Origin of the sequence: Thalassotalea euphylliae, from assembly GCF_003390335.1 — a bacterium.
Classification (GTDB): Bacteria; Pseudomonadota; Gammaproteobacteria; order Enterobacterales; family Alteromonadaceae; genus Thalassotalea_F; species Thalassotalea_F euphylliae_B.
Genome location: NZ_QUOU01000001.1, coordinates 3,196,299 through 3,211,325 on the forward strand (window position 1 = coordinate 3,196,299; position 15,027 = coordinate 3,211,325).

At 42.5% G+C, this 15,027-nt stretch carries 11 protein-coding genes; 2 read left to right on the forward strand and 9 right to left on the reverse strand.

All coding sequences use genetic code 11. The annotated features are described in order from the left end of the window. Window positions 1-2 precede the first annotated feature (2 nt). The 5 genes from DXX93_RS14045 to DXX93_RS14065 form a co-directional block, all read right to left on the reverse strand. On the reverse strand, window positions 3-527 hold the full coding sequence (locus tag DXX93_RS14045; protein WP_116000823.1) for a MotA/TolQ/ExbB proton channel family protein: 525 nt from the start codon (window positions 525-527) through the stop codon (window positions 3-5). After that, a complete protein-coding gene (locus DXX93_RS14050) occupies window positions 527-1,876 on the reverse strand; it encodes a MotA/TolQ/ExbB proton channel family protein (RefSeq protein ID WP_116008646.1) in 1,350 nt (449 codons plus the stop codon). Before DXX93_RS14050 ends, DXX93_RS14045 begins: the two co-directional genes overlap by 1 nt. Then, window positions 1,876-2,655, reverse strand: coding sequence for a DUF3450 domain-containing protein (locus tag DXX93_RS14055; RefSeq protein WP_116009975.1), 780 nt, complete (start codon window positions 2,653-2,655; stop codon window positions 1,876-1,878). Before DXX93_RS14055 ends, DXX93_RS14050 begins: the two co-directional genes overlap by 1 nt. Before the next feature lie 411 nt (window positions 2,656-3,066). Continuing rightward, window positions 3,067-3,771, reverse strand: a complete 705-nt coding sequence (locus DXX93_RS14060) for a 2OG-Fe(II) oxygenase (RefSeq protein ID WP_181902228.1) — start codon at window positions 3,769-3,771, stop codon at window positions 3,067-3,069. Between the two features lie 18 nt (window positions 3,772-3,789). Next, entirely contained in the window at window positions 3,790-4,557 is a 768-nt protein-coding gene (locus tag DXX93_RS14065; protein WP_116008648.1) for a 2OG-Fe(II) oxygenase, read from the reverse strand. Window positions 4,558-4,632: 75 nt separating this feature from the next. Here DXX93_RS14065 and DXX93_RS14070 point away from each other — a divergent pair, with 75 nt between their 5' ends. Then, on the forward strand, window positions 4,633-6,528 hold the full coding sequence (locus DXX93_RS14070) for a tetratricopeptide repeat-containing sulfotransferase family protein (protein ID WP_116008649.1): 1,896 nt from the start codon (window positions 4,633-4,635) through the stop codon (window positions 6,526-6,528). Here DXX93_RS14070 and DXX93_RS14075 read toward each other — a convergent pair. From DXX93_RS14075 to DXX93_RS14090, 4 genes are all read right to left on the reverse strand, one after another. Next, window positions 6,507-7,676, reverse strand: coding sequence for an aspartyl/asparaginyl beta-hydroxylase domain-containing protein (locus DXX93_RS14075; protein ID WP_116008650.1), 1,170 nt, complete (start codon window positions 7,674-7,676; stop codon window positions 6,507-6,509). The genes DXX93_RS14070 and DXX93_RS14075 overlap by 22 nt on opposite strands. Next, complete coding sequence (locus DXX93_RS14080) at window positions 7,663-8,565, reverse strand: class I SAM-dependent methyltransferase (RefSeq protein WP_116008651.1); 903 nt, start codon at window positions 8,563-8,565, stop codon at window positions 7,663-7,665. The genes DXX93_RS14075 and DXX93_RS14080 overlap by 14 nt, the downstream gene beginning before the upstream one ends. Window positions 8,566-8,633: 68 nt before the next feature. Beyond that, window positions 8,634-10,406, reverse strand: a complete 1,773-nt coding sequence (locus tag DXX93_RS14085) for a tetratricopeptide repeat protein (RefSeq protein ID WP_181902229.1) — start codon at window positions 10,404-10,406, stop codon at window positions 8,634-8,636. Between the two features lie 254 nt (window positions 10,407-10,660). Further along, complete coding sequence (locus DXX93_RS14090) at window positions 10,661-13,483, reverse strand: TonB-dependent receptor domain-containing protein (RefSeq protein ID WP_116008653.1); 2,823 nt, start codon at window positions 13,481-13,483, stop codon at window positions 10,661-10,663. A gap of 700 nt (window positions 13,484-14,183) precedes the next feature. Here DXX93_RS14090 and DXX93_RS14095 point away from each other — a divergent pair. Beyond that, window positions 14,184-14,963 (forward strand): sulfite exporter TauE/SafE family protein, encoded by a 780-nt coding sequence (locus DXX93_RS14095; protein ID WP_116008654.1) that lies wholly within the window; start codon window positions 14,184-14,186, stop codon window positions 14,961-14,963. Window positions 14,964-15,027: the final 64 nt, after the last annotated feature.

Consider the following 15,027-nt stretch of genomic DNA (forward strand, 5'->3'; position numbering starts at 1 on the left):
CTCTAGTGATGAGGTAAACTGTCAACCAGTTTAGCCTTTGCTAGTTTAACTTTAGCGTCTAAACGCGTACTAAAAAATACGCCTGATAATGCTGCAACCATACCCGCCATAGTCGGGATTGTGGCCATTGAAATACCAGATGCCATTAGACGCGGATTACCTGTACCTTGTTGAGCCATAGTTTCGAAAACCGAAATCATACCCGTTACAGTACCTAATAATCCAATCAGTGGACACATTGCCACTAAGGTTTTAATGGTGAGCATATTACGCTCTAGTAGTTCTGTCGCTTCGGAGATCCATGTATCTCTGATTCGATGTGCATACCATGAAGTCGTATCAGCTCTAGCGTCCCAACGCTTGATGATGTCATCGCGCATTTTGGGGTAGTTTGACGCTAGGAACCAATATCTCTCGATCATTAAGATCCACATCAATAAGAGAGCAACGGCGACAAAGTAAAGTACGTTACCGCCAGTTGCAATAAAACTCCTGACAGATTCAACAAGCTCTATCAGGAATAACATTACTTAGACTCCTTCTCTGCAATCTCAGCGATTAGACCAGCAGCTTGCTCGTCTAACTTGTGAAGTACAGATTTTGCTTTACCTGCTACAACGCTGTGTACAAGGATAAGCGGAAGTGCTGCGATTAGACCTAGTGCTGTTGTAACAAGTGCTAGAGAGATGTTACCCGCCATGATTTTAGGGTCACCCGTACCGAATAATGTGATCGTTTGGAACGTCATGATCATACCGATAACTGTACCTAATAGCCCCATTAACGGAGCGATAGCAGCGAACATCTTGATAATGTTAATACCACGGTCAACCGTTGGTGTTTCACGTAAGATTTGCTCGTCTAGTTTCAGCTCAAGTGTTTCAGCGTCAGCATCTTTGTTCTCGTGGTAAACTTTTAGTAAGCGACCAAGCGGGTTGTTGCTGTTTGGCTTGTCCATGTTCTTTGTTTGTGCTTTGATTTTTGAACCAACAGCAGTAAGAACAAGCATACGCTCAAGCGCAATTAATAGACCAATGATTAGTAGTACAGTAATACCGTAACCTACTTCAGCACCTTGGTGGTAGAATTCCATCAATGTACGCTTACGAGTTTCTAACGCTAAGATAGCACCACGTGAAGGGTCAAGGTATAACGGCGCGTAACCAGAAGAAGTTGTGAAGTAACTAGTTGCTTCACCAGTAATGTAACCAGCTGGTTGCTTAGCAAGTGGTTGAACTTGCGCTAACTCATCGTTGTAAGTTAAGTAACCGTTAGCAGATACAAGGTTGAAAGTACCAACACGGGTTACTGTTTCTGAAGACTTAGTACCGTCAAGGTTAGTAACATCAGTTTGGAACTGAGCAATCTTACCAGATTCAGTCATTTCAGTTTGAAGTGCAAACCATAACTCTTCTAAGTCAGGAAGGCTTGGGATTTCTTTTGAGTTAGCGATACGGTTTAATGTTTCGCCACGACCTGGGTACTGTGCGCTAACGATTGAAGTAGAAATCATACCGTAAGCATCAGCAGCTGCAGAGCGGCTCACACCGAACATTTCACCTAAAGTACCTTGTGCGTTATCAAGCTCTTGCTCTTTTTGTGCAAGTTTGATTTCGTTAGCAGCGTACTCTTTAGTTAAACGTGTGTTGCGGTCTTGCTGTGCTTTTAACTCAGCTTTTGCTTTGTTTAATAACGCTTGTTTGTCAGCACGTGCAGCCACGAATTCAGCTTCACGTTGCTTGTCTAGTTTAGCTTCTGAGATACGGTCAGCTTTAACTTGTTGTAACAACTGGTCTAATTCATTAGCGTTAGCTGTTGTAGCGAAACCCGCTGACAGAGAAGCAGCAAGTAAAACGAAATTAATAACCTTTTTCATTATTGTGCTCCTGCTGCAAATACTGGAAGTTTAGTTAAATCCATTGGCAATTGCTTGCGTGCCATACGGATAGTGTCAGTGATAGTCTTAGTGTACTCTTCACCTAACTCATCCCACGAACGAGATGCGTTGTTCCAAACCCAAGCTTGTTTGTAATCAAGAGATTGTGCAATAAGCGCAACGCGACCCATGTGAACGAAGTCAGCGGTGATCGTACGGTCACCTAAGTCTAACTCACCTTGGTAAGCGTCAAATACGGTACCGTAGTTAGCTTCAATTTCGTACGCTTCAAGTACTAAGCGGAACTGCTCAGAAGTAGTGATGTTAGAATCTGCCATCACATCGCGTAAACCAGCAATGCGCTCTTTACGGTTTTCCAGATTCATTGGTACGTCAAGATCAACAAATTTTTCTAATATGTCGATCATTTTGTACATTAGCGGTACAACGCCTTGCTTGATTTTATCGATACCATCGATTTGACGTTGTAATGATGCGATGTTCGCATTTTGGTCATCAACCATGCGTTGAACGTGATCATTGTAGCCTTTTAAAACTTCAGCTTCGTCAACCGTTGTGCGGTACTCAGCTAGTAAGTCTTGAGTTTGTTCGTAGATGCTATCGATCTTGCTTTGTGATTTAGCTGATGCTTTGAAGATTTTTGCTTCAGCTTTTTGTAAATCAGTTAACGCATCAGCAGCAGCGATATTGCTACCAGCCAATGCAAAAACACCCGCTATCGTCGATGCGATAAGGCTTTTTTTACTTATTTTGGACATAGTTCCCAACCAATTGCTATTTAACTTAGATAACAAAAATTTAAAACTCATCAATACTGATGAATCTAAATCTGCCATTAAAAAGGGTTTTATTAATCTAGAATACAACCAGCCAATATTCCCAGACGACAGCGAAACTGTCAACCTAGAACATCTCAATCAGAACTACTTTTTTGTAAATTTCCTAAACTGTTTCGCTTGTTAAACAGCGCCGCTGCTAAGCCTGAAACAATTTATTAAACTCACTAACATTGCCATAACAACTCAGTAAATTTGACTGTCGCTCGCGTATTCTCCTTCTCAATTTAACAAATTGCAGACTCATGTTTTACTAATTCATTCGTAGTAAGTCAAATCTAAATAAATAATAGCTTACAATTTATACAACCCATAAAGATTCAAATGCATTTTTTAAGTGCGAAACCAACCGGTAATTGAATAGCGACTGCGAGGTGAAAAAGGAGCGATAGAAGTTACCGAATGCACCTTGTTTACATCGAATAACGTTAACGAGTTAAATACTGGCATAAAAGCTTTAGTGGGGGTGCCGTCAATTTCAAACATTTGCAATAAGCCCCCCCAATCAGGGTGCCAGTTTGGACTTAATCCTAAGACATAAGCGTACTTTCGCGTTTCGCCAGGTAGGTTGTCGACATGCCTTGTTAAAAAATCACCAACGCGGTATCGCGTTGCTTGACCATCCGCATGTGTTATAGCGTGATTATCTGTGATGCGTTTAATAGTCGACAGACATGTTTCACCGTTAATAAGCTCAAGTGCAGCCTTTAACAACTCAGGCGAGGAATCTTCAACTTTATGGCGACCATATAAAAAACCCTGTCCCTGCGCCGCTAACTTGTAGATACCTTGGTATAATTCCCGACGCTGTTGATTGTTTAGCTGAGCAATTTGTTCGTCACTGCCCTCACGATTTTGCTGATCAAGAAAAAAGGCATTGGTAAAGTTAAGATCTTGACTTAAACAACGTGCGAGAGGCTCTATACTCTCTACACTTAGAAAATCAAAAATGCGAACAATCCCCTGCTCGCTAAATTCTTCTTGTAAAGCCTGAAGCTCAGTTTCTGTTAAGGTGGGGTTGATGGTTAAGCTTGTCAAAGTTATTCCTTTTTTGTCTTACGATTTTGGGTTTTCGCCAGTGCGCAACCAGCCGGTAATCGACACACGCTTTTGCATGGCAAAGGGGCTAACATAGCCGACGTAGTGGTCAATTGGGATTTTAAAAATATTAATTTCATTGAAGCTAGGCACAAAGCTATTGGTAATGTTGCCTTGCTCATCAAGCATATGTAATGCCCCGCCCCAATCAGGTCGCCATTCCTTAGTTAAGTTTATGACAAATGCCGCAACGCGATTTTTGTCCACGACGTTGTCATCATGAACATTTAAAAAATGGCCGGCACCAAAGCGCGTAATTTGCGCATCTGCAAAACTAATTTGGGGTGCCGATAAGAGCTCCCGAAAAAAGTTAAGTGTTGATTCAGTATTTAAGAACTCAATGATCTGATTAAAGAAGTGACCCGGTAGCAAGTTACTATGATAAATATCGTAAAGTGGAATATTTTCATAAAGGTATTGGAAACCGCTACTAGCTTGGGTATTAACGATCGTTTGTAAATCTGCTTTTTGCTCAGCAGTCCACGTATCGACCGCTCGCGCGTTTAAATCTTGATGTTGACCTTGGTGATTAAATACTAAATTCCAATCGACTTGCTGGCTAATATGCTGATCAATAACGGCAGCAGTTTCAGCGTTTAACGCCCCCTTTACTTTAACAAAATGATTGTCCCTAAAGAAATCAATCAAATATTTAGGAGGGTGCTCAGCTGCTAATGCTAACAATGGCTGAGATGCTTTACTCATTGGCAGGTATGATAAATTCATTAACTAAAATATTGCCATATAGTATCATCCGAGTCTCTCGAATTAGAAGATAAAAGCGTTAACCATCGCATTTTCATGAAGACTATCAATACTATAAAAAAAGCAGAACAAGCTCATCGAAACGGAAAGCTCGACGAAGCAGAAGTTTTCTACCGTCAAGCATTGGCAAAGGAGCAAGCGATTGACGCCATCTACGGTTTGGCAACACTGAAAATGCAACAAAACTCGTTAACTGATGCCTACGCTTTATTTGAACAAGCGTTGAGCATCGAGCCATTTGCTCTCGATATTAATTTCAATTACCTACTTTGCCTGAAACAAGGGCGAGAATTAGCAAAAGCTTCTACCTTGCTGGTTAAACTAAAAGACCACATTTGCCAAGATAGTCAAATGGTTGCCCCTTTCGCTCAAGCAGCTTTTGAAATTGGCGCATTCTCGCAAGTCATCGACATTATCTCTGGCAGCAAGCATTTTGCGAGCCAAGAAAGCTTGTTATTTCTATTGATTCAAGCATATATGGCCGTTCAACACTGGCCTTCAGCGATCGAATACTTGCAGCAGTTAAGACAAAAGCACCCTGACAATGCGCAGCTAATGAGCTTACTGGCCCAGTGCTATGGGCAAACACTCAACTTTAACCTAGCAATGCCGCTATTCGAGCGGCTAGTTACTCAAAACGCTTCTGCCGATAACCTGTTGCGATATGCCGATTTGTGCCTGCTTGCTCAAGACAAGCCAAAAGCAGAGCTACTGATGATTCAGCTTGACGCAAAAACAAATGGTGATTCATCAATAGAGAAAAGCAGTTTTCACCAACATTTACTCACCGTAAAAATCAAACTGGCTAGACTAAATCACGACAAGCTTAATGCCATTAAACTTGCGCTTGAGTTGCTCACACTTGAGCCTACTAATTCCCTTGCTTGGCAGGTAGTGTATGAGCTTGGTAGTGAAGTTGAACGCGAAAAAGTAGCCGTAGAACTTCCCGGTATTATTGAGCTTTGCAAAAAGGATGGCTTTGACTATCGTCAAAACCTTTACACTTTGGCGAAAGTCTATGAGGGCCGGGAAGCGTATGATTTGGCATTTAACTGCTTTGAGCAAGCAAACCAAAGTCAACAGGCGAATTTAGCAAAACAAGCAGGTGCGCCATTTGATTTCGCCTCGCTCTCAGCTAACTACACTAAACTCGTCAGCATAAAATACCCTAAAGCAAATGCTCACCTTTGCAGTACAAAAGTCACAGAGCAAGCCCCGAGTAATGTGTTTATTGTTGGCATGCCCCGCTCAGGCACTACCTTGGTAAACCGGTTACTCTGTCAGGCTCCACACGTAAGCAGTGTTAATGAGAGTAACGGTATCGCCGCTAGCTTCGAAACTATACTCAATCAAAAAACCTTATCTGAGCTGCCTTCTTTTTTGAGCGAAAATAGCAGCAAGTTTGTTAGTGAATACCATAGCCATTTACCTCACTTGCCACCAGAAACCAAGATGATTGTGGATAAAATGCCACACAACTTTCGTTTTGTTGGGGCAATTTTAACGACTTTTCCTGACGCTAAAGTTGTCCAGATGCGGCGTCAACCTCAAGACTTAGCGCTTTCTATTTTCAGCCAGCAGTTTAACGATTATCACAACTACGCATGTGATTTAGAAGCTATCGCTCACGCGATATTTCAAGCGAATAAATTGATGGACTTTTGGGCAATGAACTTTCCACAGCAAGTAATTGATCTCAGTTATGAACAGTTAGTGAGCGCCCCCGAAGAAAAAGCGCAAGAGATATATAAGTTCTTATCACTTGACTGGCAGCCCAGTTACCTCGACTTCTATCAACAAGCCGTCCCGAGTTTTACCTTTAGTGAAGTACAGGTGAGGAAGCCAATTAATCGCAGTAAAATTGGCTTTGCTCGACACTACCACGCTCAGCTAGCCAACTTTAGGGAAATTTACAGTAACTTATCTAGGTAATTTTGGTTATCTTGTAAAAGCGACTTTCGCCATTCGAAGCTTTGCTGAATGGCTTTGCGCTCAGTCAAACTAAGCTCTGGGTGCCACACGGAAAAAATTAACACAATGCGATCTTCATCACTTGCATTGGTCGCTTCGTGGATATATGAATCGTCAAAAGCAATTAACTCTCCGACTTGCCAGGCTTGTTTTTCGTCGGCTACTTTTAGGTAGCCGTCACCTGGCACCACTAATGGCAGATGTACCGTTAAACTGTGATTAGACAATCCGTAGTGTGGCGTAATATGTTGCCCAGCTTTGAGTACTGAATAAAACACTTCAAACGGTGTATCACCTAACCGATAAAGTGGTAAGCGATCAAGTAGCGCTAGCGTTTTGGGTAACAACGCAGCCAGTTCTGTGTTTAAGGCGCCATCTTTATAAAGGTGCAGAGCAGTCCAGTTTTTACTGCCCGCTAGCTGTTCAAATCCCTGTTGCTTATACTGCTCAGCCAAATAAGGCTCTCCTAGGCTGTCAATTTTATCAGTTAATTTGTTGAACTCACTGTGAATATCATCGAAACCTTGTGCGACCAATTCAGCATCCATGGTATCACTGGCTGGCCAAAACGGACGTGCACTGATTGAGGGTAAATAAAATAAATGCGGGCGTTGCTGATCGGTGAGAAATTCAAAGGCCTGGTTATGGGTCTGCGGCCATATCGCTTGGTACACTCGACTCAATTCAGGCGCTTCTCCGATACTGCGCTGATGCTCATTAGTGAAGTAATCTCTTAGCGCAATATCGGCTTGATAAGACCTTTGTTTGGTTTGCTCCGCAACTTGTGGATAACGGTATAACATTGTCAAGCGCCCATCTAATTGATGCCCTTTCACAAGCACAGCTAAGCCAAGGCGAGCTTCATCGTGATTGATAAAATATGTACCGGCATACAAGTAGCAAAGCACATTGTTTTTTGCGACCCGTAGGCAATTGATATACGCAGCTTTCGTCTCTTCGTGGCTGCCTAGTTGCTCTGATAGCACGGCTAAGCGATAAGCCTGATCAGTATGCTCAGGGTTTTCTTCAACGAATTGCTGCAACAACTGAAAACCTTTTTGATGCTCCCCTTTATCGATTAAATTATCGATCACTTCAAGGTTTGTCATTTTTTACTCCATCAATCAGCCAAGCAAAGGTTAGTGAATCGTTGGTTAAAATACTCTGGTAGCGGCAGCTAACACCTAATGCCTTAAACTTGTCAACTATCTCAATAATTTGACGCTCATCTTTTGCCACTTTGATGAGTTGGTTTAAGCGTGTGTATTCCGCAGAAAGCTTGCCCAACAAACTGCCGTTAAGCGCTTTGGCCTGCTGATAACGCCCGCTATTAACAGCTAAAACAACTTGGTTAATCGTCTCAAAAACTTGCCCTGAAATGCTTGCTGTTAGGTTACCTTGATGCAGGCGAAGGTAGGCTTGACCAGCAGCTTCAAGTTCATCAATTGATATCTTCTGATCAACAAGGTGCTTTGCTTTTTCCAAAGGAGCTTCTGGTGCAAGCAGAAATTCTATTTCTCGATAGCGAAGGCGATTAGCGCGAACAATCTCGCCTTCGCTATGATGGACAATAAACTGTAGCTGGCCAGTATTTTTGAGTACCCGAACCACTTGAGAAATTGTCTTGTCTATCGCGGCATATTCAAATCCAAACTGGCTGGTAACAGCATCCATTGACTGAGTGTCTTGGGGCAATTTGGCAAGGTCGACACCACCAACAAAAGATACATTCGTTTTATTGCTGACAGGCGTATTGTCGGCACTGGTGTAATCAACGCCAATATATTGGTTGTCGACGCTATACGAGGCCTTGAGTAAGCTTGAAATAACCGCACCATTACCAGTGGCGAGATCGAGAACTTTCGCCTGACTTGGCAGACTGGCTTGCCAGTCTAACCATAATTGTTCAACTAACGCTTGCTCACTGCTGCTGGCAACGCAACTTTGTTGATTTCCTTGCTGCCAATATTGATGCCATGCTTCTTGTTCATTGCTCATAAATCTAACTTACTTAAATCTTTAAAAACGGGTTTCCTGTGCGCTGCCTTTTCTCCAAGCAACGTCCTTTATAGTGGCACGACATCAAATGGCGAAGTCAGGCGAAATTCACTTTCATCGCCATGAAACGGCACCGTACCGTGCCATACATAAGAAGGAAAAAGCGCTAAAGTGCCAGCTGAAGGTTGAATAATTTTTGCTATTTGCTCTCGTTCCCCTAATTGCATTGAAGTTTCACCGAATTTAATCGCCCCAGCATTTTCCAGCTGGTTAGCACCTGAAAGCTCAGGTAATGATACGTAAAACGCAGAGCTCAACCAGCCCGCAGGATGGACGTGATTAACATGAAAGCCGTTGGATTTAAGTTTCACAGACCAAGATCCCGCAAACGTAAAGTTAGATGATTTCCTCGCCAATAAAGGATGGGTCTTGTCGTCAGGCAAAGAAGCGATATGCTCCTTAACTACTTGAGTCAGTGCTTGTTTTAACTTGCCAATCACGGGGTGTTTTTTATGTAATAGTCGACCTGGCGTTTGGGTACCGTGTTTTAGCGTTTGTTTAAGCGGCGCTTGATCTAATTGGTGCATCGACAGTAACACTGACTTGAGCTCCGCTAAAAAGTCATTTAAAGACTGATAACCGTTGGGCGTCGATATCTGATAAGGTTTAACGAACTTGTCGTAGTCAACTAGCCACTGGTAACGATCATCCGCTTGTAGTCGCCAACAGGTGCTCTTATAAGCCAATAATAACTGGTGATATGGCTCCCTAAGCTCTGCTTGCGCAATATAATAAAGCGCTTTCTCATAATCAGCATTGACGATACAAACATTGACTAAATCGAGCGCTAAATCGAGTGTAAAATTCTGCGCTATCGCTTGCTCAAATAATGCTATCGCCTCACTGTTTTGCTGTTTGACTCCACGGATTTTCCCCTCAGTATGCAACAGTGGACTGGTCACTTGAATAGCCTTTGCCGTATCTATAATTTGTTCGGCCTCTTGATACAACTTAGCGTCAAACATCGCTTCCGCATACGCATGACGTATTTCCATGTTTTTAGGTAAGTGCTCGATCGCCAATTTAAAGCTATGACCAAATTTTTCCTTGTGGTTGCGCTGCCAATAAAACTCATTGAGTGTTTGATGGACTTCGACATCACTCGGCTTCTTGTTTAACGCACTCCAATAAAATTGCTCTGCCTGCTCGTATTTTCCTTGTTCAAACAGGGTATTCGCCATATTAAAATCTACTTGGCTGATTTGAGGTGCCAATTCTCTGGCTTTGGTGAAACAAGCGAAGGCGTGCTCATGTTGTTCCATCAATTTATAAGTCAGACCTAAATTGTGCAGTGCATTGACATAATTCGGGTTAATTTGCAGCACTTTCTGATACTGCTCAATCGCATTGGGGAAGTTTTCTTGTACTCGATAGATGTCCGCTTTAACCGTTAACACAGAGGTATTGTTTGCCACTAGTCTTAAAGCAACGTCGATGGCTTTCATTGCTTCACCAAGTTTGCGTTGGGCCAATAACACTATGGCTAAATTCTTCCACGCATCTGTAAATGTTTTATCTAGACTCGTCGCTTGTTGATAAAGCTGTTCAGCCTCAAACGGTTGTTGATTAGCCGCAAGTAAATTTGCGTAGTTATTTAAAACCTGTGGCTGCTTACTATCAATCGCCAGACAATGCTCAAAGCTCTGTTTTGCATTTTCGAAATGATCAAGCTGTTTATAGGCGATGGCAAGTAAATGATAAATATCTGGCTGATTCGGGTAACGTTTGAGCAGACCATTAGTTTGCCTAATCACCTCTTGCTGCTCACCGCGTTGAAGCATTCGCTGTAATTGTTGGAGTATAGTAGTGAGATTATGCTGAACAGATGACGACATTGAATACTAACGAATAATTTCTCTTGTTCTTATTGTAATGAAAACTCAGCAACTTAATAGAGAAAGATATTGATATAGCCCAATCTCAGACATTTTTTGATTGGCAGGTTAGCGTTTAACAATGAAAGTAAATGCAAAAAAAATGGCCAACCTAAGTTGACCATTTTTATAAACGTTAATTACTTACTTTTAACCAGTGATTAGTTAAATGTGTAAGTACCGCTTAGGAAGAAGCGTGGACCGAATACGTCGTATACTTCTGGGAAAGTGTTAGCTTGTTGCTGTGAATCACCAAGTAGTTGTGGTTCTTCATCAAGAATGTTCTTAACACCAAAGTTCACTTTCAACGCATCGCTTACTACGTATGCCGCAGAAAGATCTAAGTAAATCTTAGAGTCTAACTCTGGTACTACTAACTCGTCAGCTGTTGCAGTGCCTTCAGAGATTTGATCATCTTCTGTTTCACCGATGTAGCGAACTAATGCAGATAGCGTTAGATCACCCGTTGTCCAGTTGATACGCGTATTAGATTGGAACTCTGGGCGTGGCGCGCCACATGTGTTACCGAAGTAACCGTCACATTTGTTGATTTGGTCAGGTAACGCGGCAATTGGTGTACTTTCATACTTATCTAAGAACGTAGAGCGGAACTGAACGTTTAAGCTTGAACCATTACCGAATAAACCAAAATCAAACTCTGTGTTGTAGGTAATGTTGAAGTCGATACCTGAAGTTTCGATCAAACCAATGTTTTCGTTAAGTGACTTAACAAGTGAAACGTTACCGTCGGTACGACGAGAGATATTTTGACACGTTACGTCATTAATGTCTTGAGCAACGTTGTAACAAACGTTAAGTGTGTTGTTTACACCAAAAGATGCGATTGCGTCTTCAATTTCGATTGAGAAGTAATCAAGAGTAAAATCTAGACCGTCCATCGGTTGAACTACAACACCGACAGTGAAGGTATCTGATGTTTCTTCTTGAAGATCAACGTTACCACCAAATGAACCTTCGATTTGCGCATTTGCTTGTTCGAAGTTACCTACCATTCCTGCTGGAACACCAGTAGCTTCACAAAGCGCTACGTCAGTAACACCAGCTTGGAAACCGTTGCTAGCACATGGGTCAGTCGCACCTGGGAAGCCGTTAGCAGCACCTTGGAAAAGCTCAGCTACGTTTGGCGCACGAACCGCTTGTTGGTAACCAATTCGAGTAGAAATCCACTCTGTTGGAGCCCAGTTAACTGCTGCCGCGAAAGACTCAACGTTACCAATGTTAGAGTAATCAGCGAAACGTGCCGCACCCCATAGGCTTAAGTCTTCAGCAAACTCTTTACCTGAAAGTACAGGAATTGAAATCTCTGTAAAGAATTCATCAGAAGAGTAGCTACCTACTGTTGCTTCACCAGCGTTGAAACCTAATACGTCACCTGACGCTAGGAACTCATCTGGACGGAAAGAAGACTCATCTTGACGCTTCTCATAACCGAATACTAAACCGATTGGCTCTTGCGCACCTGGTAATGTCCAAGGTGTAGTACCAGCAACGTTAGCCATAAAGACTTCTTGTGTCACGTTAGTAACGTTTGACGCACCAACGTTTACAAAGTCAACAGCTGCTTGTGAGATGTTACCTGCACCAAAGATGTTAATTGGTACACAGCCACCTGAAGTGTCTTGACACTCAGTACCGGCGTCATTTGTCAGCGCTGCTTGGATAAAGCGAGACGCTGAAACGTCGTTGTTTAATAAGTTAGTTTGGTCAAGCATTGAGCGGCTGTAGAATACATCGTATGACCAATCGTCGTTAATGTAACCGTCAACACCTAATAGAATACGGAATGCATCACGTGTATCGATTGATTGACGTGAACCATTTTCTACCATACGACGGCCGATAAACGCTTCGTAGTTACCGTTGTCGTTTAGGTCACCACTGTTCAAGAACGCTTGTTGAACTTCTGGTGAGAAGAAAGCACTGTTCGGGTTAATTTCAATCGTAGTAAATGCCGGAGTAGGCGCAAGTTCTTGTGGAACTTCGTTACGAATGTAAGAAACTTCGGTGTAAATGCGGTGCTCGTCAGTTACGTAGAAGTGAGCGAAAGCACTTGCAGAGTAACGTTCTTGTGGTAATTGTAAGAAGTTATCTGGCGCGTAGTTAAAGCGTGAGCTTGGCTCAACCCATGGTAAACCTTCACCGTTAGGGCCAAACGTACCTAATACAGTACCATCAGCTAATGTCGGGCCACCGAAAATACGTGTACCAGGAACACCTGATGAACCACCTGCTACTAGCTCGTCGCCGCTTTCTGTTAGTGCAACACTTGAGAAATCACGTTCGCCTTGGAATAACGCTTCACGCTTTGAGTAACCTAAGTAAACAACTGCGTTACCGCGGTCATCAGCAAAGTTACCACCCATAGTCATATCTAGGTTGAACTTCTCTGCGTCACCTTCGTCAGTAATGTCGTATAGCGTTGAGAATTCAACGCCTTCGAAATCATCTTTCATGTTGAAGTTAACAACACCACCTAATGCATCTGAACCGTATACCGCAGAAGCACCACCTGTGATGATTTCAACATTTTCGATCAATGACGCTGGGATAGTGTTTAAGTCAACAACACCATCTTGGCGAGCTGGAATCCAGCGACGGCCATTAACCATAACCAATGTACGTGAAGTGCCTAAACCACGTAAATCAACTGTTGCTGTACCATCACCTGGGTTGTTTGAGCTAGGACCGAATGAAGGAAGTGTTGAAGGTAACTCAGCTAGCTTTTGCTCAACGTTAAGGTTACCTGAAATAGCAAACTCTTGTGCGTCAACTTCGATGATAGGCGTTACCGCCGTTAATTCTTGACGCTTAATACGAGAACCAGTTACTTGAATGCGTTCTACACCTTCTTCAGCAGCTTCTTCAGCAAAAGCTACTGAGGCAGGCATTGCCATTGCCGTTGTTGCCGCACCGGCAGCAATAGCAAGTCTTACAGCACGTGTAAGCTTATTATTTTGATACATGTTTTACTCCCTGGATCACTTTCGTGATTTTAGTTTTTTGAGTGCAAGGCTATGTTGCCTTGTTAGTTTTCTGTCGGTCTAAGACCTGATCTGTCGCTTAGGATATTAAACGGATTCCAATTACAGCGTCAACACCATTTACTACGATTGAGCAACATCTCTAACATTCAGAAACATAGAAAAACATTTAATTACATTTACTTTTCGGCGATTATCTAGACATCAGGGTCCTTTTCCCAACCACATGAATAGATTGATATTTGAGTGCAAACTATCAGTGAGCGACATTGACACTATGCCAATCAATGCCCTAACCCTATGTTTTAAAATAATTAAAAATACCCCCCAATGAAAAACACTTGCCTCGTTCATTGGCTCATCATGACAAATCTTACGTTTATTTGCCTTATCGCTAAATGTAAACCTAAGTTAACAAAAACAGTATTTTCACATGTTACTAAATTTGTAACTGTTGAACCGAAACCTAATTCCTGACACGAACAAACCAGAAAATAGCCTCAACTACAGTGTTTCTTGCTATCTCCTGATTAAAAGCTAAGCAACAAATCTAGGCTGTGCGGTATCGTGAGTAAACATGAGAGAAACCATACCCCTTTCGACATGATTTATACCAAATTGGTCGAAAGGCGCAAAAATAGCTGTGATATACTCGCGCTTTCGTTTCTTCCGAGGTTAATTAATGGCTCCAGTGTTAGACATCAGCATGTGGATTGCGATTTGCGCAGTTGGCTTTATTGCTGGCTTTATCGATGCGATTGCTGGTGGTGGTGGTATGTTAACCGTGCCGACTCTTCTTGCCTCAGGTCTTCCTCCCCATGTTGCCCTAGGTACTAATAAATTAGCCTCCAGTTTCGGCACGTTAACCGCTTCATTTACTTTTTATCGGAAAAAACTATTTAGCCCGGGCTTTTGGCGCTATGCACTGATTTATACCGCAATAGGCTCAGTGTTGGGCACTATTGTTGTCAGTCACATATCAACGGAATGGCTCGAAAAAGGCTTGCCAATTTTAATTATGACAACCGCTTTGTACACATTAGTCGCTAAAAATGTTTGTAATGACCAAATGGGATTACCCAAATCATCCCCCATTATCAAACGTAAGCAAATGTGCCAAGGCACTATACTCGGGTTTTATGACGGAGTTGCAGGCCCTGGTACAGGCGCTTTTTGGATGGCTTCGAGTTCGGCTTTGTACAAAATGAACTTATTATTAAGTAGTGGCTTATCGCGCTCTTGCAATTTTGTCAGTAACGTATGCTCGCTAGCGACATTTATTTACCTTGGCCATGTCAATGTATTACTCGGCATTTCGATGGGGCTGTTTTTAATGCTTGGCGCTTGGGTTGGTGCGCACTCAGCAATTAAATTTGGTAGCCGCTTTATTCGCCCCGTATTTATTTTTGTCGTTTGTGTGATTTCTTTAAACCTTGCATGGCAAGCTTGGTTTACCGGTTAATTTACCACAGCCATAGTTGGCAGAATCATAAAACAAAAATGCCAGCTGTTGATAAGCTGGCATT